Origin of the sequence: Mesorhizobium sp. M7D.F.Ca.US.005.01.1.1, assembly GCF_003952545.1 — a bacterium.
GTDB lineage: Bacteria > Pseudomonadota > Alphaproteobacteria > Rhizobiales > Rhizobiaceae > Mesorhizobium > Mesorhizobium loti.
On the sequence record NZ_CP034453.1, the window covers coordinates 4534707 to 4555073 of the forward strand.

At 62.4% G+C, this 20367-nt stretch carries 16 protein-coding genes; 6 read left to right on the forward strand and 10 right to left on the reverse strand.

Going from position 1 to position 20367, the window contains the following annotated elements:
• Nucleotides 1-443 precede the first annotated feature (443 nt).
• Entirely contained in the window at nt 444-1217 is a 774-nt protein-coding gene (locus tag EJ076_RS21840; protein ID WP_109671687.1) for an NAD kinase, read from the forward strand.
• A gap of 182 nt (nt 1218-1399) precedes the next feature.
• Nucleotides 1400-2986 carry a DEAD/DEAH box helicase gene (locus tag EJ076_RS21845; protein WP_164548698.1) on the forward strand — a complete coding sequence of 529 codons (1587 nt, stop codon included), beginning with the start codon at nt 1400-1402 and terminating at the stop codon, nt 2984-2986.
• A gap of 141 nt (nt 2987-3127) precedes the next feature.
• Here the strand turns inward: EJ076_RS21845 and EJ076_RS21850 are convergent, their stop codons facing one another.
• The 8 genes from EJ076_RS21850 to EJ076_RS21885 form a co-directional block, all read right to left on the reverse strand.
• Nucleotides 3128-3733, reverse strand: a complete 606-nt coding sequence (locus EJ076_RS21850; protein WP_109671689.1) for a hypothetical protein — start codon at nt 3731-3733, stop codon at nt 3128-3130.
• A gap of 247 nt (nt 3734-3980) precedes the next feature.
• Nucleotides 3981-4631: an OmpA family protein gene (locus EJ076_RS21855; RefSeq protein WP_013531371.1), complete on the reverse strand. Its 651-nt coding sequence runs from the start codon at nt 4629-4631 to the stop codon at nt 3981-3983.
• 175 nt (nt 4632-4806) lie between these two features.
• Nucleotides 4807-5175, reverse strand: a complete 369-nt coding sequence (locus EJ076_RS21860) for a GFA family protein (protein ID WP_109671690.1) — start codon at nt 5173-5175, stop codon at nt 4807-4809.
• A gap of 114 nt (nt 5176-5289) precedes the next feature.
• Nucleotides 5290-5667 (reverse strand): hypothetical protein, encoded by a 378-nt coding sequence (locus EJ076_RS21865; protein ID WP_109671691.1) that lies wholly within the window; start codon nt 5665-5667, stop codon nt 5290-5292.
• A 192-nt stretch (nt 5668-5859) separates the two neighbouring features.
• Nucleotides 5860-6282 carry a GFA family protein gene (locus EJ076_RS21870; protein WP_109671692.1) on the reverse strand — a complete coding sequence of 141 codons (423 nt, stop codon included), beginning with the start codon at nt 6280-6282 and terminating at the stop codon, nt 5860-5862.
• A gap of 90 nt (nt 6283-6372) precedes the next feature.
• Nucleotides 6373-7504 (reverse strand): peptide chain release factor 2 gene (gene prfB, locus EJ076_RS21875; RefSeq protein ID WP_126069237.1). Its coding sequence is split into 2 segments (ribosomal slippage): nt 6373-7437 and nt 7439-7504, totalling 1131 coding nucleotides; the frame shifts between segments, so codons are not numbered across the junction.
• Between the two features lie 117 nt (nt 7505-7621).
• The gene (locus EJ076_RS21880; protein WP_109671694.1) at nt 7622-10066 is read right to left on the reverse strand and encodes a penicillin-binding protein 1A; all 2445 of its coding nucleotides are present in this window, start codon (nt 10064-10066) and stop codon (nt 7622-7624) included.
• 213 nt (nt 10067-10279) lie between these two features.
• On the reverse strand, nt 10280-11542 hold the full coding sequence (locus EJ076_RS21885) for an N-acetylmuramoyl-L-alanine amidase (protein ID WP_126069238.1): 1263 nt from the start codon (nt 11540-11542) through the stop codon (nt 10280-10282).
• 655 nt (nt 11543-12197) lie between these two features.
• On the opposite strand from EJ076_RS21885, the gene EJ076_RS21890 reads away from it, so the two are divergent.
• Complete coding sequence (locus EJ076_RS21890) at nt 12198-15161, forward strand: ribonuclease E/G (RefSeq protein WP_126069239.1); 2964 nt, start codon at nt 12198-12200, stop codon at nt 15159-15161.
• Nucleotides 15162-15266: 105 nt separating this feature from the next.
• Here EJ076_RS21890 and EJ076_RS21895 read toward each other — a convergent pair whose 3' ends face one another.
• Together EJ076_RS21895 and EJ076_RS21900 are read right to left on the reverse strand one after the other, a co-directional pair.
• Nucleotides 15267-16214: a glutaminase gene (locus EJ076_RS21895; protein ID WP_126069240.1), complete on the reverse strand. Its 948-nt coding sequence runs from the start codon at nt 16212-16214 to the stop codon at nt 15267-15269.
• A gap of 4 nt (nt 16215-16218) precedes the next feature.
• A complete protein-coding gene (locus EJ076_RS21900) occupies nt 16219-17367 on the reverse strand; it encodes an aminotransferase class I/II-fold pyridoxal phosphate-dependent enzyme (RefSeq protein WP_126069241.1) in 1149 nt (382 codons plus the stop codon).
• Nucleotides 17368-17512: 145 nt separating this feature from the next.
• Here EJ076_RS21900 and EJ076_RS21905 point away from each other — a divergent pair, with 145 nt between their 5' ends.
• From EJ076_RS21905 to aroQ, 3 genes are all read left to right on the forward strand, one after another.
• On the forward strand, nt 17513-18907 hold the full coding sequence (locus tag EJ076_RS21905) for a M48 family metalloprotease (protein WP_109671700.1): 1395 nt from the start codon (nt 17513-17515) through the stop codon (nt 18905-18907).
• A 61-nt stretch (nt 18908-18968) separates the two neighbouring features.
• Nucleotides 18969-19772 (forward strand): DsbA family protein, encoded by an 804-nt coding sequence (locus EJ076_RS21910; RefSeq protein ID WP_126069242.1) that lies wholly within the window; start codon nt 18969-18971, stop codon nt 19770-19772.
• Between the two features lie 149 nt (nt 19773-19921).
• Nucleotides 19922-20356 (forward strand): type II 3-dehydroquinate dehydratase, encoded by a 435-nt coding sequence (gene aroQ, locus EJ076_RS21915; protein ID WP_023759389.1) that lies wholly within the window; start codon nt 19922-19924, stop codon nt 20354-20356.
• The last annotated feature ends 11 nt before the right edge of the window (nt 20357-20367 follow it).

A 20367-nucleotide genomic window follows, 5' to 3' on the forward strand; every position in this document is an offset into this window, starting at 1 on the left:
TTTGGGGGCATGGCGCTCCGGCGGCGTCACCACAGCGCGACGCCGTGGGCTGAGGTCGGAAGCTCGTCTCTTCGGACTGGCGCACCAGTTCGGCAAAGAGAAGCGCGAAGCTTCCCAACATCAGGAAGACGATGATCAGGCGTGTTACCGGCAATAGGTCGGCCTCGACTGGCTAGCCCCCACGCCACCCATCCACTGCCGGCTAACATGGCCGACCTGGCTTTACGAGAGCTTAAGCCCGGTCTTAACCATCACATTCGCGTAGCCTTTGACATGATGCGCGAACGGCAAGTCCGCATCCCGCCGTTGCGCGGCCGCCTTGCCATCCGGGATGGCTTGTCACGGAATAGCGGCTCCCTTTGCAGACGCACCCCGCCCATGCTACCCCGGCGCTGGCGCGGCCCAGCAACCGGCCGCTGCCAACCGGTCGTCATCGGGGAGCCATGAGCAAAGCCGCCAGCCGTATCGCCTTCGTCTCGTCCGACACCACTGACGCCAAGACGGCGTTGGAAAGCCTGTCGGCGCGCTATGGCCAATCCTCCGTCGAGGATGCCGAGATCGTCGTTGCGCTTGGCGGTGACGGCTTCCTGCTGCAGACCCTGCGCGACACGATGGGGACCGGCAAGAAGGTCTATGGCATGAACCGTGGCACCATCGGTTTCCTGATGAACGAATACCGGTCCGGTGGCCTCACCGAGCGTATCGCGGCCGCCGTCGCCGAAACGATCCGCCCGCTGGAGATGCTGGCCGTCACCTCGGACGGCGAAACGGTTTCGGCGCTGGCGATCAACGAGGTGGCGCTGTGGCGCCAATCCTACCAGACGGCCAAGATCCGTATCACCGTCGACGAGCAGGTCCGGCTCGAGGAACTGAGCTGCGACGGCGTGATGATCGCGACGCCTGCCGGATCCACCGCCTACAATCTTTCGGCGCACGGGCCGATCCTGCCGCTCGATGCGCCACTGCTGGCGCTGACCCCGGTCAGCCCGTTTCGCCCGCGCCGCTGGCGCGGTGCGCTGCTCTCCAACAAGGCGACCGTGCGCTTCGACATTCTCGAGCCGGAAAAGCGGCCGGTGAACGCCGCCGCCGACCATACCGAGGTCAAGGCGGTGACCTCGGTAACGGTACGGGAATCACCAACGGCGACAGCAACGTTGCTGTTCGATCCCAATCATTCCTGGAACGAGCGCATTCTGGCCGAGCAGTTCCGCTACTGAGCCGGCGCAGTGACCGACACCTCGATTAAGCATCCCGATTCTTCACAATCGCACCAATGCCGCCCGTTTCTGTTGACAAATCGCGGGCTTGCGCCTAATCGCAATACCAATCTTGCAGGCGCGTGGCGCTTGCCGCGACAGACGCCGTTGCGCTTCCCCGAACCAGCCAAAGACAACAACACTTGTCCTCAGACACCACGACCGCTCAAGAAGCGTTGACCTTCGCAGACCTCGGCCTGTCGCCGAAGGTCCTTTCCGCAGTCACCGACGCCGGCTACACCCAGCCGACGCCGATCCAGGCTGGTGCCATTCCGCACGCCTTGCTCGGTAAGGATATTCTGGGCATCGCCCAGACCGGCACAGGGAAAACGGCTTCCTTTGTGCTGCCAATGCTGACCCGCCTCGAAAAAGGCAGGGCTCGTGCCCGCATGCCGCGCACGCTGATCCTGGAGCCGACGCGCGAGCTCGCCGCACAGGTCGAAGAGAATTTCATCAGATACGGCAAGAACCACAAGCTCAACATCGCACTTCTGATCGGCGGCGTGTCGTTCGACGAACAGGACAAGAAGTTGGAGCGCGGTGCCGACGTGCTGATCGCGACGCCCGGCCGCCTGCTCGACCACCGCGAACGCGGCAAGTTGCTGCTCAACGGCGTCGAGATCCTCGTCATCGACGAAGCGGACCGTATGCTCGACATGGGCTTCATTCCCGACATCGAGCGCATCTGCGAGATGATTCCGTTCACCAGGCAGACGCTGTTCTTCTCGGCGACGATGCCGCCCGAAATCACCAAGCTCACCGAAAAGTTCCTGCATGCGCCGGTGCGCGTCGAAGTCTCGAAGGCCGCGTCCGCGGCGACCAACATCATCCAGCGGCTGGTCAAATCCGGCTCCAAGCCATGGGACAAGCGCGAGACATTGCGCAACCTCATCAAGGCTGAGGATGCGGAACTGAAGAACGCCATCATCTTCTGCAACCGCAAGGTCGAAGTGTCGGAGCTGTTCCGCTCGCTGCTGAAGTATGATTTCGACGCCGGTGCGTTGCATGGCGACATGGACCAGCGCGCGCGCATGCAGATGCTGGCCAATTTCCGCGACGGCAAGCTGCGCTACCTCGTCGCTTCCGACGTCGCCGCGCGCGGCCTCGACATCCCCGATGTCAGCCACGTCTTCAACTACGACGTGCCGATCCATGCCGAGGATTATGTCCACCGCATTGGCCGCACTGGCCGCGCCGGGCGCTCTGGAAAATCCTTCACCATCGCGACCAAGTCGGATACCAAGTACATCGACGCCATCGAGCGGCTGATTGGCAACAAGATCGAATGGCATGACGGCGACCTGTCGACAGTGGTCGCCAGCGAAGGCGGCGAGGACGACGCTCCGCGCCGTGGCAAGGGCGCCCCGCGCCGTGCCGGCCGCAAGGACGATGACCGCAAGGACCGGGGTGAGCGCAAACCGCGCGAACGCCACGCCAGGCCAAGCGAAGATGCGGCACCGGCAATGGTACGCGAGGAGCAGCCTGATGTGGTCGAGACCGCGGTCGCCGACATCGGCGAACGGCGCTCGCGCAAGGAAGCGATCCGTTCGGAAAACACCGAGCGCAAATCATCCGATCGCAACGAGCAGCGCGCACCGGAACGCGGCGACACCAGGCCGCAGCGCGACAGCAACCGCCCTGCCCGCCAACGCCACCAGGAAGATAACGACTCCACCGTCGGCTTCGGCGATGACATGCCGGCCTTCATGCGGATCGTCGCCAAGGTCTGACCCCGAGCGCTTTCGAAGGCAAGCCAGCCATCCGGCTTGCCTTCTCGACAAGGCTCCCAAAGCGTGTCGCGTCTGAACGGGGTTCAAACGACCCGCTTTAAGTCTCTGTTCATGTCGACATGGATCAGCCTGGTTCGCCCGTTACATTGGCCCGGGCATCATCTTGGTCGGCTTTTCCAGCATCGGAAACTCGGCCTTGTTGCATTTCACGTTCGGGTTCGTCGGACTGAACATGCCGTTCGGGTTGTCCCCGAGCCAGGCGTGAAGATCATAGTGGACGAACTCTTTCGGGATGAGCGGATAGTGTCCCTCCATCGGGCCCATGAAGGTTTGGCCAAACAGCTTCGGCGGTGCCTTGATGTCCGGCGTCAGCGGCACGAGCCATTCCACGCCCACCAGGCGCAGGCCCTTCTTGGTCGGTTCGTAAATCAGCACATTGGGGTGCATCGGGTCGAGTTTCTGGCCGACACTCGGGACATTGACGAAATGGATACCCATGGCGCCCTTCGGGTAATCCATCGCGCCCGGTATCTTTTCTCCGCTGTAATAGACGCAGCCGACTGTCGACAGATAAAGGTCGCGGACGGCGGCGGTGTAGTCCTCATATTTGGCGAGCGACTTTTTCAAGGCATCGATGTCGGCCTTGTTGGCGTCCTCGGCCAGGGCCGTAGCGATGCCCAACCATGCGCTTGCGAGACTTGTTAAAGCGAGGACGCCGCAGCGCCCAAGGGTGGCTGTTCTTGCCATGCATTCCTCCCAGACTTTCTGATCTGGCCGTGCAAGACCGAGGCGGAAAAATGCTGATTGCGCGGCCAGTTTGTACCGCCTCATCCCCTCCGGAACAGCAATGATGCTATTCCTTTGCATGGCTGCGCGAAAGCTCTTATTTTAGCAGCGACTAATCCTATAGTGCCCCATCTGAAGAGCGCCGACATCAGCTCAAGCAAAAACGGCCCCCACGCGGGGGCCGTTTCGCATTGATTTGCCGAACAGCTCAGGTGAGCGGCGACAACTGAATCTCGACACGGCGGTTCTGGGCGCGGCCTTCGGCTGTCGCATTGGACGCGACGGGACGCGTCTTGCCGAAACCGGTGACGGCGAAGCGGCGCTGATCGACGCCCTGGCCGGACAGATAGTTGGCGACGGCCAGCGCGCGGCGCTGCGACAAGTCGAAATTGTGCTGGTCACCGCCGGTCGAATCGGTGTGGCCGAAGACGTCGACCGTGGTCTGCTTGAACTTCTTCAGCACCAGCGCAACCGAGTTCAGCACCTGGTAGAAGCCGGGCTTCACCGCATCCTGATCCGAGTTGAAGGTGATGTCCGACGGCATGTTGAGGATGATCTGGTCGCCGCTACGGGTGACGCTGACGCCGGTGCCCTCGAGCTGCCGGCGCAGTTCGGCTTCGTTCTGGTCCATGGTGGCGCCGATGGCGCCGCCGGCCAGCGCGCCGATGCCGGCGCCGATCAGCGCGTTGCGGCGGTCATTGCCGCCAGCAAGCAAGCCAAGGCTGGCACCCGCCAGGGCGCCAAGGCCGGCGCCGGCCGCCGTGTTGGAAATCTTCTGGTCGCCGGTATACGGATCGGTGGTGGTGCAGGCACTCACGAGCACAGCCGTCGCCACGACGACGAGCACAGTCTTTTTCATAGGATCGTCCCTCTCCAAGTCACGCCTTGCGGTGGCGCCAAATCAGCCCTTCCCGCGACTTGTACCATGAATTGCGGCGAAAAGCGGAACGGCAAAAGCGCCGCCCATGGCTTTTCCCGGAGGACTAATGCCCGACGAAAGCGCCGCATCGCCGTGCCGGAATGGCCTGATCAGGCTACCAGAGATTCTTGCCGTCGATGATCACCACTTCGACCTTGTCGAGATCGAAATCGTCGAACAGCCGCGAGTTGACGCTGATCTTGGGATTGTCGAAATCCGGCTCGCCGGTCGACCAGTCCGGCGTTTCGGTAAAGGTGCCGCAGCCGCAGGTGGCGCAAAAACCGTGCCTTACGGTTTTCGACCCCCACTCGTAGACAGAAACGTTCTCCGGCGGGCTGGTAAGCTTGAATTGCGATGGAACGTAGTAGGCCCAGAGCGAGCCGCGTTTCGAGCAGAACGAACAGGTGCATTGCGTCACCGTCCGCGGTGCCTGCGAAACCTCGAATGTCGTCGCCTTGCAATGACAGCTTGCCTTGATGGTCATCAACGAACTCCTCCTGTCGCCCGCCGCCCTGTACGGCAAAGGCAGCATAAGGAGGTGCTCCTGACAACTGTCTGTCAGCAGGCATCCACCGAACCGCGGAAACCCGGCCTGTCGTCAATAAGAGCGCGGCGGCACGAACAGGCAGATTGTCTTGCCAGCGTCGAGACCGGCCTGATGCGCGCACCAGTGAAACTCGCCGTCCGGGCTGTCCTTGACGCGCTTGTCGCTCATTGGAACGACCTCACCCGTTCCGGCGATGACATAGCCCTCGGGCTTCTCCAACACTTCGCCGGTATGGGTGGTGCGACAATCATAGTTGGCGCAGCATGCGAATGGGTAACTCCAGCCTTGCGGCTTTGCCGCCGTGGGCGTGGCGTCATGTGCGAAGGCAGGTGCCGTCAGCATTGCGGTCGCGCCGATTGCGAGCAGGGAAAACAAAAGTCGGCCAGCCGGTTGAACGGCATTGGCCGATCTGGATGTGGCAGCAGACATGGAAACGTTCCTTTCAAACGAGCGTCAAGCGTTTCGCTTGCCCGTTCCCGGAACGTGTCTTCCCAGCGGCCAGATCGTCAGCTTGCAGATATGCCGCGACCGGCCATAAATGCTTTTTGTCTCCCCTCAATGCCGTGATGGTGAGCGCAAATGTGAGTCGACGCAAGAAATTGCTGCGTGGCCGGCCGAAGCCTATTCGTCGACGGATCCAGCTGCCACGACGTGCTCTTCATACTGCGGCAGATCGTCAGCGATGGTGAACCAGCCGGCCTTCGAGCCGACGAAAATATGCGCGGTCGGACGGATGGCCGGATCGTCGACGAGGGTTCCCATGGCGACATGGACGTAGGCGCCATCGCGCACGAGCGAATAAAGCAAGGAGCCGCACCGGCCGCAATGCGCGTCATGGCCGCTTTCGTCGCCGAAGATCAGGAGCTTGTCTTGCCCCGCGGTGAGGGCAAACTTGCCGCGTTCGATGCCGGCGAAAGGCTTGAAGGCCGAACCGGTGGTGCGCCGGCAGTTCGAACAATGGCAATTCCCGGCATAGATGAATTCGTCGGCGACCTCGTAGTGAACCGCGCCGCAAAAGCACTTTCCGGTGAGCTTGCTCGGCACTCTCTCCTCCGTCGCTGTGGTGCGCAGGGTATGTTCAGATTCAGGTCAGCCCGAGTTTGCAGGCCGGCCTCACCTGAATATGAGCATACACTAGTCCAGGTCCGCCACGGCTTCACCGGCACCGCCTTCGATGCGCTGCGACAACGAGGCTTCCATGAAATCGTCGAGGTCGCCATCGAGCACGCTCGACGGGCTGGTGCTCTCGACGCCGGTGCGGAGATCCTTCACCAGCTGATAGGGCTGCAGCACATAGGAGCGGATCTGGTGACCCCAGCCGATATCGCTCTTCGACGCTTCGGTGGCGTTTGCAACCGCCTCGCGCTTCTTCAGCTCTTCCTCGTAGAGGCGCGAGCGCAGCATTTCCCAGGCCTTGGCCTTGTTCTTGTGCTGTGAACGTTCGGCCTGGCAGGCGACGGCGATGCCGGTGGCCAGATGCGTGATACGCACCGCCGAATCGGTGGTGTTGACGTGCTGGCCGCCGGAGCCGGACGAGCGATAGGTGTCGATGCGGACGTCGGATTCGGAAACGTCGATCTCGATCGTGTCGTCGATGACCGGATAGACCCAGACGCTGGCGAAGGACGTGTGCCGGCGCGCATTGCTGTCATAGGGCGAAATACGCACCAGGCGATGCACGCCCGATTCCGTCTTCATCCAGCCATAGGCATTGTGGCCCTTGATCATCAACGTGGCGGACTTGATGCCCGCTTCTTCGCCGTCATGCATTTCCAGCACCTCGACCTTGAAGCGGCGTCGCTCGGCCCAGCGCGTATACATGCGCAGCAGCATCGAGGCCCAATCCTGGCTTTCGGTGCCGCCGGCACCGGCATGGATTTCGAGATAGGTGTCGTTGGCGTCGGCTTCACCCGACAGCAGCGTCTCGACCTGGCGCGCCTTCGCCTCGCCCTGCATCGAGCGGATCGCGGCTTCAGCCTCGGCGATGACGCCCTCGTCGCGTTCTTCCTCGCCGAGCTCGATCAGGCCGATATTGTCTTCCAGCGCCTGCGTCAGACCTTTCACCGAGGCGATGCCTTCTTCGAGGCCCTGGCGTTCGCGCATCAGCTTCTGCGCTTCCAGCGGCTCGTTCCAGAGGCTGGCATCCTCGGCGCGCACATTGAGGTATTCAAGCCGCTTTATGGCCTGATCCCAGTCAAAGATGCCTCCTCAGCAGGGTTATCGCCTGCCTGATCTCGTCGACAATATTCTGCGTTTCCGCGCGCATGGCTGGCTGTTCTGTCCTGTTTGCTGAAATCGGTCGGCGCGATACATAGGGAGGCCGCCGCCGGCTGTAAAGCAAAATGGGCTGGCGCAAGGCCAGCCCATCCGCTCCTGAAAATCGTCAGTAGAGGCCGCCGCCGCCGGACTGGATGGCTTGATTGGCCTGCGGCGACAGCGCGCCACCGGTGGCATTGGAGCCGTCGGCGCCCATGCCGATCACCCAATAGCTGTCGGCGGGACCGGTGCCCGGCTTGAAGGCTTCGATGATGGTGCCGGGATCGCCCGATGCGGCACGCATGCCGGTCTTGCGATTGATGGCGACCAGGTTCATGCCTTCGGGCACCTTGAAGTCGACATTGGGCGTGCCGTCCAGCGCCACCCGCATGAAGTCCTTGAAGATTGGTGCTGCGAGACCACCACCGGTGGCGCCATGACCCAGGCCGCGCGGCGTGTCGTAGCCCATGTAGAGACCGACGACGAGGTTGGGCGTGTAACCGATGAACCAGGCGTCCTTTTCGTCGTTCGTCGTTCCGGTCTTGCCGGCGATATGGCGGCCGAGTTCGCCGATGGTGGCACCGGTGCCGCGCTGCACGACACCCTCCATCATCGAAGTGATCTGGTAGGCCGTCATCGGATCGAGCACCTGCTCGGAATTGTCAACCAGTTCAGGCTCCGGCTGGTTCTGCCATTCGGGCGCATTGCAGCCCTGGCAGCCACGTTCATCCTGCTTGAACACCGTCTTGCCGTAGCGATCCTGGATGCGGTCGATGAGCGACGGTTTGATCGACTTGCCGCCATTGGCCATGATCGAATAGGCCGACACCATGCGCATCACGGTCGTTTCGCCGGAGCCCAGCGCCATCGGCAGATAGGGCGCCAGATGGTCGTAGACGCCAAAGCGCTCGGCATATTCGACGACCAGCTTCATGCCCATGTCATTGGCAAGCCGCACCGTCATCAGGTTGCGCGACTTCTCGATGCCGGAGCGCAGGGTCGCCGGACCAGCGACGGTCCCGTCGTAGTTCTTCGGCGTCCAGGTCGTGTTGCCGCTCTGGATGGTGATCGGCCCGTCCATGATCACCGAAGCCGGCGTATAGCCATTGTCGAGCGCCGCCGAGTAGACGATCGGCTTGAACGAGGAGCCCGGCTGGCGCATGGCTTGCGTCGCGCGGTTGAATTCGGACTGCGCGTAGGAGAAGCCGCCGACCATGGCCAGCACGCGGCCGGTATGCGGATCCATGGCGATCAGGCCGCCCTCAACCTCCGGAACCTGGCGCAAGCTGTAGGCATTGTCGGAGCCATCGTTCTTCTGCACAAAGATGACGTCGCCCGGCTTCAACACCTCCGCCGGCGACTTGGCCTTGACGGTCTTGCCGTCGACCACATGGCGCATGGCAAAACCCATGTCCTCCTTGCTGACGGTGCCTTCGACGCGTTCCTTGACGATGTCGCCGGATGCCTGGCGCGCGGGCTGCAGGCCGATCGACAGGCCTGTCGCCGAACTGTCGAGCACGACGGCGAGCGACCACTCGGGAACATCCTCCAGCCCCTTGACGGCGCCCAGCGGGACGCCCCAATCGCCGGACACGTCGATTGATTTCACCGGTCCGCGATAGCCGCGCAGCGTGTCGTATTTCATCAAACCGTTCTGCATCGCCGTGCGGGCAATGAGCTGGACCTTCGGGTCAAGGGTGGTGCGAATGGACAGGCCGCCCTCATAGAGCGCGTTCTCGCCATAGCGGGCGATGATCTGCCGGCGAACCTCTTCCGTGAAATACTCGCCGGCGAAAAGATAGGAGCCGGTGCGGCGCGGGGCAACGCCAAGCGGCTCGGCCTTCGCTTTCGCACCCTCTTCGGGGGTGACGTAGCCGTTCTCGACCATCTGGCCGATGACCCAGTTTCGCCGCTCAAGCGCGCGATCGGCATGCTTGAAGGGATTGTAGTTGGCCGGACCTTTCGGCAGCGATGCCAGATAAGCGGCCTCGGCCACCGTCAATTCGTTCACCGACTTGTCGAAATAGGTCAGTGCGGCGCCGGCCACACCATAGGCGTTGAAGCCAAAGAAAATCTCATTGAGATAAAGCTCAAGGATACGGTCCTTGGAATAGGCCTGTTCGATGCGAAACGAAAGGATGGCCTCCTTGACCTTGCGTTCCAGGGAGCGCTCGTTAGTGAGGAGGAAGTTTTTGGCAACCTGTTGGGTGATCGTCGAACCGCCCTGCATCGGTCCACCCGAAACGTAAGTGAGCGCCGCGCGGCCCAATCCCGTTATGTCCACGCCAGGGTGGGTGTAGAAATTCTTGTCCTCGGCCGACAGAAAGGCCGCCTTGACACGGTCGGGGATCGCCTGAATCGGCAAATACAGGCGCCGTTCGCGCGCATATTCCGCCATGAGAGAGCCATCCGAGGCGTGGATGCGGGTAGTCACCGGCGGCTCGTACTTGGCCAGCACTTCGTAGTCAGGCAGATCCTTTGCCACATGGCCGATGTAGATCGCAACGCCCGCCGCGACCAGAAGGGCCAGCGTCGTGCCGATGCCAAAAAAATAGCCAATGAGACGAATCATACCCGCTCCAGTCCTTGGTTCGGGAATTTCCTAAACGAAGCCGCCTTTCGCGCAAGCTTTCGAGCCGGTCCCAATCCGTAATCGAAAACCCTTGTCGCCACCATGTGGACAAAATACGGCAATGCCGGATTTCGCGGCCGCGAGCCGGAAATAAAAGCACCGGGTGTTGTCGTCGCGCAACGCCGCCTCTGGTTGCAGGCGCCGCCGGGCATGTCAGCCTCCGGTTCCCGGTCCGGCCTTGGCTGAAGCAAAAAGCGCGACGGCATTGGTTATGCTCTGGGCGGCCTTGCCTCGCCAGTCGGCGTTGAGCAGCTGCGCCTCGTCCTTGGCGTTCGAGAGGTAACCGAGTTCGACCAGCACGGACGGCACATCGGGTGCCTTGAGCACCTTGAAGCCCGCCGAACGCTGGGGATTGTTGATAAGGCCGACGCTGGTCGACAGCTGGCCGACCAGCGTGTGGGCGAAACTCATCGAGAAATTGTGCGTTTCGCGGCGGATCAGGTCGATCAGGATGTCGGTGACTTCCTTGTTGTCGTTCTTGATCTCCATGCCGGCGAACTGGTCGGAGAGGTTTTCTCGGTCGGCAAGCGCCTGCGCCTCGGGATCCGAAGCCCTGTCGGAGACGGTGTAGACGGTGGCGCCGCGAATGCCCTTGACGCTGATTGTGTCGGCATGGATGGAAATGAGCAGGTCGGCCTCATGCTGCCGGGCAATGCGCACGCGATCGTCCAGACGTAGGAATTCGTCTGTGTCGCGCGTCATGAACACATCGTAATTGCCGACGGCTGCGAGTTTGTCGCGCAGCTCCGTGGCGAAGGCCAGCGTGACGTTCTTCTCGATGGTGCCGTTCAGGCCCTCGGCGCCGCCGTCGATGCCGCCATGGCCGGGGTCAATGACCACGGTGAAACGATGGCCCGGATTGGAGACCGGTCCGGTGCCGACCCGCCCTCCCTTGTCGGTCGAAACCGTCGATCCGGTGGTCAGCGCCTGATTTGCAAGTGCGGCATCAAACTCGCGTGAGGAGACTGCCGACATGTCGATGGCAATGCGGTAGCCGGTTCCGTCCTCATTCTTGAGCACATCGAGCTTGTCGACGGCGAACGGTCCCTTGCCGGTGAGGATCAGCCGCGAAACGCCCTCGCCGAGTTCGCCCAGGCGCACACCCTTGACCAGGCCGCGTGCTTTCAAATCCTTGGCGTCAATGGCGAATCTCGTATTGGCGAGATCGATGACAAGGCGGTTGGGGCCGCGCAACAGGAACCATTTGATATCGGGTTCGCGATCGAAATCCATGACGATGCGCATCTTGGTGGCATCGCCGGCCATCTTGTAGCCTTTTGCCACCAGCGGAGCGTCGGCGGCATTGGCAATCGAGGAAAAGGCAGAACAGATCGCCAGCAGCAGCAAGAGGCGGAAGGCGCAGAGAATCCGGCCGCCAACACGACATCCCTTGTCTGTGAAGTCTGCCAGTCCCATCTCTCTTCCAGTCGCTCCCGGTTTGGCGCCAGGCGCCCGGTCGTTTCGTCGAAATGCCGGTTAGGCCGCGAACTCGATTAACGATTGGTATCCAGAGAAGGTTAACCAAGCCTTTTTATGCAAGGATCGTAACCCAGACTTACGTTACGGAACTGCTTTTTGCCGGCATCGGAAATCGGGGTTGCCTTCCACCCCGCCAAATCATAAAAGCGATGGTGGATCACTGCAATCCTGGAACCGCCCTCCTCCGCAGCTTCCTGCTACAGGGTCAGATGAAAAAGGCGGCTCCTTTCGCTTCACGCGAAAAGGGTTCAGGTGATCGCGACGAATTTCGCAGGTGTGCGCCCGTGGCGGGGGAATCGCCTGCGTGAGGAAAACGGCCGGGTTTGTTCCCGCGCCGGCTCTGTATGAGCAAACAAGCTGGTCCGGTTCGTCCGGGCTTTGGTTCAAAAGGTTCTGCTGGTGACGATGGCTTCAAGCGCAATCATGGAAAGGTCCGCATCAAACCGCGCCATTGTGGCTGCGGGCGGCACCGCCATGGCGCTCAAGCGACGGCCGGCGGACGTTAAGATATCCGGCACCCACACTCCAGACACGCAACAGCAGGCATTGCCTCGCAAGCTGCGGCTGACGGCTGCCGGGGGGAAACGAAATAATGCCCAACAAAATGCTGATAGACGCCTCCCACCCGGAGGAAACACGCGTTGTCGTCGTTCGCGGTAACCGTATTGAAGAATTCGACTTTGAATCCCAGGACAAGAAGCAGCTCAAAGGAAACATCTACCTAGCCCGCGTAACGCGCGTAGAGCCCTCCCTACAGGCAGCCTTTGTCGAATATGGCGGCAACCGTCACGGTTTTCTCGCCTTCAGTGAAATTCACCCTGACTACTACCAGATTCCGGTCGCCGATCGTCAGGCACTGCTGCGCGCCGAAGCGCAGGAGGCCGAGGACGAGGAAAACGAGGACGGCGACGGCGATGATCGCCAGAGCCGCGATCGTGGGCGGCGCGGCCGCCGGCGCGGCGGCAAGCCCCGCGACCGCGGTGAGCACAAGCGCGATGCAGCCGATTCCGACGAGGCAAGCGAAGGCAGCGACAATGGCGACATCGTTGTCGAAGAGATCTCCCACACCTCCGAGATCATCGAACACGCGGCCGATACATCAGAACATTCGGATGCCTCGGAGCATGCCGGCGCGTCCGAGCATGACGAAGCTTCAGCCGAGCAGGACGAAACCGAAACCCGCGAGGGTGGCCCGACATCGATCGCCGCCGCGGTCGAAGGCGATGTGATTTCCGAAGCCGTTCCCCAAGCGGAACAGGGCAGCGAAGCGACGTCAGGCGACAATGATCGCGGCATGCTCGAGGAAGTGCAGTCCTCGCATCCGGACGATCACGAGGTCGAATCGGTCGGCGCCGAGGATGCGCTGGAAGAAGTGCGCAACCGCCGCAAGCCGGTGCGCCGCCAGTACAAGATCCAGGAAGTGATCAAGCGCCGGCAGATCCTGCTGGTGCAGGTCGTCAAGGAAGAGCGCGGCAACAAGGGTGCGGCCCTCACCACCTATCTGTCGCTTGCCGGCCGCTATTCGGTGCTGATGCCGAACACCGCGCGCGGCGGCGGGATTTCGCGCAAGATCACCAGCGCGGTCGACCGCAAGCGTCTGAAGGAGGTCGTTGCCGATCTCGAAGTGCCGCAAGGCATGGGCGTCATCCTGCGCACCGCCGGCGAGAGCCGCACCAAGGCCGAGATCAAGCGCGACTACGAATATCTGATGCGGCTTTGGGAAAATGTCCGCAATCTCACCTTGCAGTCCACGGCTCCCGCCCTGGTCTATGAGGAAGGCAGCCTGATCAAGCGTTCGGTGCGCGACCTCTACAACAAGGATATCGACGAGATTCTTGTCTCCGGCGAGGAAGGCTATCGCGAGGCCAAGGACTTCATGCGCATGCTGATGCCGAGCCACGCCAAAGTGGTTCAGCCGTTCCGCGACACGACGCCTATCTTCGTGCGCAACGGCATCGAGGCGCAGCTCGACCGCATGCTGCAGCCGCAGGTGACGCTGAAGAGCGGCGGCTACATCATCATCAACCAGACCGAGGCGCTGGTTGCCATCGACGTCAATTCGGGCCGCTCCACCAAGGAGCATTCGATCGAGGACACCGCGCTCCACACCAATCTGGAAGCGGCCGAGGAAGTCGCGCGTCAGCTCAGGCTGCGCGACCTTGCCGGCCTGATCGTCATCGACTTCATCGACATGGAGGAGAACCGCAACAACCGCTCCGTCGAGAAGCGGCTGAAGGATCACCTCAAGAACGATCGTGCGCGCATCCAGGTCGGCCGTATCTCGCATTTCGGCCTGATGGAGATGTCACGCCAGCGCATCCGCGCCAGCGTGCTGGAATCGACCATGAAGCCCTGCCCGCATTGCGGCGGCACCGGCCATGTGCGCTCCGATTCGTCGGTCGCGCTGATGGTGGTGCGGGCGATCGAGGAATTCCTGCTCAAGGATTCGCGCAGCCACATCACGGTGCGGACGCCAGCGGCGACCGCACTCTATGTACTCAACCACAAGCGCGGCACGCTGGTGGAACTCGAAAGCCGCTTTGGGCTGACGATCACCGTCGAGGCCGACGATTCGGTCGGTGCGCAGCACTATGCGATCTTCCGCGGCGCGCTGGCTGAAAAGCCGGAAGGCTTTGTCGAGGCGCGCAGCTTCCCGGCTTATGTCGAGCCGGAAGAGCCCGAGGACGAGATTGTCGTCGTCGAGGAAGACGATGAAGCGCCGGTGCAGGCCGAACAGCCACGCCAGCAGCCGCAGCAACAACAGCCGCGGCCTGCCGCCGGTGGCGAGGAAGGCGAAGGCCGCGACCGCAAGCGCCGCAAGCGTCGGCGTCGTCGCGGTGGCAAGGATCGCGACCGCGAACATGGCGCCCCTGCGGACGGTGCTTCCGTCTCGGCGTCAGCCGATGAGTTCTCCGACTCGGCCGCCAGCGATAGCGACGCGGAAGCGGACGACAACGCCACTGTTGGTGTTGCCGAAACGTCGGAAACGGTTGAGGCGTCGGACGAAGGCCAGGGCACTTCGGATGAAGGCCCGGGCAAGAAGCGCCGGCGCGGCAAGCGCGGCGGCAAGCGCAACCGCCGCGAAGACGGTGAAGGCGAGGCCGAGGCAAGCGCTGGCGAAACAGCCGACGCATCTGAAGTCGAAGTCTCGGCAACCGAGGTGATCGCCAGCGAGCCGGAAATTGCCGCGCCGGCCGAAGAGCCTGTGGTGCTTGCTCCGGCCAATGACGACGCGCCGAGCACAGAGAAGCCGAAGAAGCCACGTCGTGCCGCCAAGCCGAAGAAGGCCGCGGCCGAGGTGGTCGCCGAGGAGCCGGCTGCCGAAGCGGTCGCTGAAGAAGCACTGGTAGGGACGCCGGCGGCTGCGCCCGACGAAACAGCCGTCGCAGCCGCCGTCAAGGATGCACCGAAGGCCCGCCCGTCAAGGCGCAAGCCGGCGGCCGTCGATGCACCGGTCGTGCCAGTGGTGTCTTCGACCGTTGCGGAAGAGCCCGCAGCCAAGACCGAGGACAAGCCGAAGCGCGCCGGCTGGTGGCAGCGGAAAGGTTTTTTCTAAACCTTTCCGCCACTTGAAGTGATTTTTTGACAAGAAGAACCCCGCGCCATCGAAAGACGGCGCGGGATTTTTCATATCTGGCATTCCGATGGGCCGCGAAGCGCTTTACGGCGCGAAGATCGACCAGTTCATCATCCTGGCCAGCTTTTCCAGAGCGATCGAACCCAGCTTGGAATTGCCGTTGGCATTGAGGCCGGGCGACCAGACGGCAAGCGAGGCCACGCCCGGCACGATACCCAATATGCCGCCGCCGACGCCGCTCTTGCCTGGAATGCCGACGCGGAAGGCAAAATCGCCGGAGCCGTCATAGTGGCCGCAGGTCAGCATCATCGCGCCGATGCGGCGTGCCCGCTCGGCCGACACCACGGAATGCCCGGTCGCCGGGTTCTTGCCGCCATTGGCGAGGAAGCGGCCAGCGAGCGCCAGTTGCCGGCAACTCATGGCGATGGCGCAATGGTGGAAGTAGACGCCTAGCGCCAGCTCCGGCGCATGGTGGAGATTGCCAAAGGATTTCATGTAGTTGGCAAGCGCGAAGTTGCGGTACCCGGTGGCCCGTTCGGACGCGGCGACCTCGCGGTCGATGATGATCGTCTCGTCGTCGGCCAGAAACTGGATGAAGCGCAGGATTTCGCCGATCGCCTCACGCGGCTGGTGGCCGGCAAGCAGGATGTCGGAAATGACGATGGCGCCGGCATTGATGAACGGATTGCGCGGAATGCCGTTCTCGTGCTCGAGCTGCACGATCGAGTTGAACGGATTGCCTGACGGTTCGCGTCCGACCCGCTGCCACAGCGCGTCGCCAACATTGCCGAGCGCCAGTGTCAGGGTGAACACTTTCGAGATGCTCTGGATCGAAAAGGCCTGTTCGGCGTCACCCGCCATCAGCACGCGGCCGTCATTGGTGACGGCCGCGATGCCGAACTTCTTCGGATCGACCTTGCCCAGCTGCGGAATGTAGGTGGCGACATCACCACGATCGGTGCGCTCGGCCATTTCGGCTGCGACTTCGGCCAATGCCTGATCAAGTTTGGGGGCTTGTTCGAGTTCCGGCATGGCCCTACCTCAACCAGCGTTCGATGCGCGCCATTGCCTCGACCATGTCGTCGTGGCTGCCGGCGTAGGAGAAACGCATGGTCCGGTGCCCCGCCTGCGTGTCGAAGTCGCGGCCAGGCGTTGCCGCCACATGCGCCTCGGCCAGCATCTTGCGTGCAAAGGCCATGCTGTCGTTGGTGTGCCTGGTGACGTCGCAGAAGGCGTAAAAGGCGCCGTCCATTGGCGCCGCCAGCGGAAAGCCGAGTTCCGGCAAACGTTTCATCAAGAGCTCACGATTCCAGGCGTAACGGCCTTTCACCGCCTCCAGCTCCTCAGTTGCCCTGAACGCCTCGATCGCGGCAATCTGCGATAATTCAGGCGGCGAGATGTAGAGGCTCTGGGCGACGCGCTCGACCGGGCGCACTAGGTCTTGCGGCAGCACCATCCAGCCGATGCGCCAGCCGGTCATGCAATAGTATTTCGAAAACGAGTTGATCACCGTCACGTCGCCTCCGTAGGCAAGCGCCGTGGTGTCGGGTGCGGCGTAGGCCAGCCGATGGTAGATCTCGTCGGAGATGACGGCGATGCCGAGGTCTTGTGCCGTCCTCACCAGAGCCCCCAGTTCATCGGCCGGAATGACCGCGCCTGTTGGATTGGCCGGACTGGCGAACAGAACACCTTTCAGCGGCTTTCCACGATGCGCGGTCTCGAGATGGCCGGCATGCAGGTAGGCGGCGTCGCCGAGCTCGATCTCGACCACGTCGATGCCGAGTGCGGCCATGATGTTGCGATAGGCGGGATAGCCGGGCGCTGCGATGGCAACGCGGTCACCCGGGTCGAACATCGCCAGGAAGGCGAGGTTGAAGGCGGCCGACGACCCGGTCGTCACCGCGATCCGGCCGGGCTCGATATCAAGCCCGTAGTGATCAGCGTAGTGTCCGGCGATCGCCTTGCGCAAGGCGGCGAGGCCGAGCGCGTCGGTGTAGCCGATGCGTCCGTCCTGCAGCGCCTTGGCCGCGGCCGCACGAACCAGAACCGGCGCGGGATCGGAGGGCTGGCCGACGGCCATCGAAACAACCGGCACGCCCTCGGCCTTCAGCCGGTTTGCCTCTGCCAGAATGTCCATGGCATGGAAGGGTTCGACATTGCCACGGCGTGAGAGCGAAACGACCATTTAACCAGTATTCCCGATGACTGACGGCGCCAAGCACTGGCGCATGTGCCGCACAAATGCCCGATTGATGTGAGGATCACAAGTTGAGGAAGTTTCCGGCGCCGACTTTTCATCTTTCGCCCGCTCGTCTACCAGTGGAGCCATCATGTTGAGCCGACCCAGATCGACGATTGCCCAGGCAGCGCGCGTCTTCGCGACGCTTTCGCTTGGCGTAGCCGTTGCAATGGCGAGTTCGGTCAGCGCCTTTGCCCAGAACGTGCCGGTGGTGCGCGACGCCGAGATCGAGGCGCTGGTGCGCGATTACGCACGGCCGATCTTCAGGGCGGCGGGTCTGGCGAATGACGGCATCGACATCGTTCTGGTCAACGACCAGAGTTTCAACGCCTTTGTCACCGGGCGCCGGCTGTTCATCAACACCGGCGCGCTGATGACGGCCGAAACGCCCAACGAGATCATCGGCGTCATTGCCCACGAAGCCGGCCATATCGCCGGCGGCCACCAGCAGAAGCTGCGCGACCAGCTCGAACGCGCCAAGACGATGGCCATCATTGCGACATTGCTTGGCGCCGGCGCCATCGTCGCCGGTGCAACCACCAACAGCCGCGGCCTTGCCGGTGCGGGCATGGGTGTGGCTGCCGGCGGCGGCGAGATGGCACAGCGCAGCATCCTCGCCTATCAGCGCACCGAGGAGATGACCGCCGACCGCTCGGCGATCACCTATCTCAACGCCACCGGCCAATCCGGCATGGGCATGCTGAAGACGTTCCATCGCTTCCAAACGGCACTGTCGCTGTCGGGCGCGCAGGTCGATCCCTATCGGATCAGCCATCCGATGCCGCAGGACCGCATCGCCAATCTTGAAGTGCTGGTGAAACAGAGCCCCAATGTCGACAAGCTCGACCCGCCCGCGCTGCAGCAGCGTCATGACATGATGCGGGTGAAGATCGCCGTCTATATGGAAGGCCAGGCCGCCGCGTCGCGTTTGATGCGCAAGATGCAAGGGACCCTCGCCGCGCAATATGGCGATGCCCAGTCGACCTACCTGTTCGGCAGTATCGCCGCCGCGCTCGCCAAGACCAATGCACTGATCAAGGCGCAGCCGAAGAACGCCTATTTCCAGGAATTGCGCGGCGATATCCTGATGAAGGCGAACAAGCCCAAGGATGCCGCGGACGCCTATGCCAAGGCGGTCAGCCTCGATCCGGCGCGGTCCGGATTGCTGCCTGTCTCCCTTGGCCAGGCACTGATGGCCGTCGGCACGCCTGACTCCCTGAAAAAAGCCGTCGTGCAGATCAACAATGGCCTCGGACGCGACAAGGAAAATTCAGCCGGGTATCGCTATCTGGCACAGGCCTATGGCGAGCTGGGCGACATACCGGGCGCCGAACTTGCCACCGCCGAAGGCCATTTCTATTCCGGTAACTACAAGGATGCGAAGATTTTCGCCATGCGGGCGCAGCAAGAGATGAAGCGTGGCGAGCCGCGCTGGCTTCGCGCCCAGGATATCATAAACTACAGGCCATCAACCAAGATCAAGTGAACCTTCCGGTCGCGCGCTGCGACATAGCCAGACCGGAAAACAGGTAGAAGGAACAGGAACGATGAAAAAGGCACTGCTGTTGGGCACCACGGGGGTTGCGGTCGCCCTGGCCATGCTGGCTTTCGGATTCGTGGCCGGAAGTCCACAGATTGCCAGGGCTGGTACCGCGCAGCCCGTCGAGACGGCGGCGGCCGACACCAAGATCGACCGCGCCGAGGTCGAAGGCATCATCCGCGATTATCTGTTGAAGAACCCGGAAGTCCTTCTGGAAGTTCAGGACGCGCTTGAGGCCAAGCAGAAGGAAGAGCAGCGCATCGCTCATCTCGGCGTGATCAAGAATGCCAAGGACCAGATATTCAACTCCGCCTTCGACGGCGTCGTCGGCAACCCGAACGGCAAGGTCACCATCGTCGAGTTCTACGACTACAATTGTGGCTTCTGCAAACGCGCCATCGACGACATGCGGGCGCTGACCAAGTCCGATCCGGACCTGCGCTTCGTGCTTAAGGAATTCCCCATCCTCGGACCGGATTCGCAGAAGGCGAGCGTCGTTTCGATGGCCTTCCACCTGATGAAGCCGGAAAAGTACGGCGAGTTCCACAATGCGCTGCTCGGCGGCCAGGGACGCGCAACCGAGGCGGCGGCCATCAAGGTCGCGCTGTCGCTCGGTGCCGACGAAGCGGCGCTGCGTGAGAAAATGAAGGACCCGACAATCAACGAGGCCCTCGCCAAGACCTACGATCTTGCCAACAAGCTGGCGATCACCGGAACGCCGTCCTACGTGGTCGGCAACGAGGTCGTGTTCGGGGCGCTTGGGCAGGAAGTGCTGGCTGAAAAGATCGAGGCGGCGAAAGCCGCGCTTTGATTTGCTCACCGGCATATGTCTCACGGCCACATTTCCACCCGTTGTGGACAGTGAAAGAACGCACTTGCGCTCTTTCCGCGGGCAGCTATGCCCATTATAGAGGGCCCAACGCGCCGGCTTGATGCCGGCGCCGGAAAAGGTCGGTTTTTTTGAAAACGGTTTTCGTCCTGAACGGTCCCAATCTCAACGCGCTCGGCAAGCGCGAGCCGGGCATCTATGGCGGCAAGACGCTGGCCGCCATCGCCGAGGACTGCAAGCAGGCCGGCACGGCACTCGGGCTCGAGATCGATTTCCGCCAGTCGAACCATGAGGGCGACCTTGTCGACTGGATCCAGGAAGCCGGCGACAAGGCTGTCGGCATCGTCATCAATCCAGGCGCCTACAGCCACACCTCGATTGCCATTCACGACGCCATCCGCGCCATAGCGCCGCTGCCCGTCGCCGAAGTGCATCTTTCCAACATCCATGCGCGGGAACCATTCCGCCACGTCTCCATGGTCGCGCCGGTCGCCGTCGGCATGATCTGTGGCTTTGGGCCGCTCGGCTACACGCTGGCATTGCAGGCGCTGGCAGCACGCCTATGACCGGCCAACAA

Excerpts from the sequence above, each read along its gene's own strand:
- EJ076_RS21840 (WP_109671687.1), top strand. The coding sequence starts at position 444 with ATGAGCAAAGCCGCCAGCCGTATCGCCTTCGTCTCGTCCGACACCACT.
- EJ076_RS21850 (WP_109671689.1), bottom strand. The coding sequence starts at position 3,733 with ATGGCAAGAACAGCCACCCTTGGGCGCTGCGGCGTCCTCGCTTTAACA.
- EJ076_RS21855 (WP_013531371.1), bottom strand. The coding sequence starts at position 4,631 with ATGAAAAAGACTGTGCTCGTCGTCGTGGCGACGGCTGTGCTCGTGAGT.
- EJ076_RS21860 (WP_109671690.1), bottom strand. The coding sequence starts at position 5,175 with ATGACCATCAAGGCAAGCTGTCATTGCAAGGCGACGACATTCGAGGTT.
- EJ076_RS21865 (WP_109671691.1), bottom strand. The coding sequence starts at position 5,667 with ATGTCTGCTGCCACATCCAGATCGGCCAATGCCGTTCAACCGGCTGGC.
- EJ076_RS21880 (WP_109671694.1), bottom strand. The coding sequence starts at position 10,066 with ATGATTCGTCTCATTGGCTATTTTTTTGGCATCGGCACGACGCTGGCC.
- EJ076_RS21885 (WP_126069238.1), bottom strand. The coding sequence starts at position 11,542 with ATGGGACTGGCAGACTTCACAGACAAGGGATGTCGTGTTGGCGGCCGG.
- EJ076_RS21890 (WP_126069239.1), top strand. The coding sequence starts at position 12,198 with ATGCCCAACAAAATGCTGATAGACGCCTCCCACCCGGAGGAAACACGC.
- EJ076_RS21895 (WP_126069240.1), bottom strand. The coding sequence starts at position 16,214 with ATGCCGGAACTCGAACAAGCCCCCAAACTTGATCAGGCATTGGCCGAA.
- EJ076_RS21900 (WP_126069241.1), bottom strand. The coding sequence starts at position 17,367 with ATGGTCGTTTCGCTCTCACGCCGTGGCAATGTCGAACCCTTCCATGCC.
- EJ076_RS21905 (WP_109671700.1), top strand. The coding sequence starts at position 17,513 with ATGTTGAGCCGACCCAGATCGACGATTGCCCAGGCAGCGCGCGTCTTC.
- EJ076_RS21910 (WP_126069242.1), top strand. The coding sequence starts at position 18,969 with ATGAAAAAGGCACTGCTGTTGGGCACCACGGGGGTTGCGGTCGCCCTG.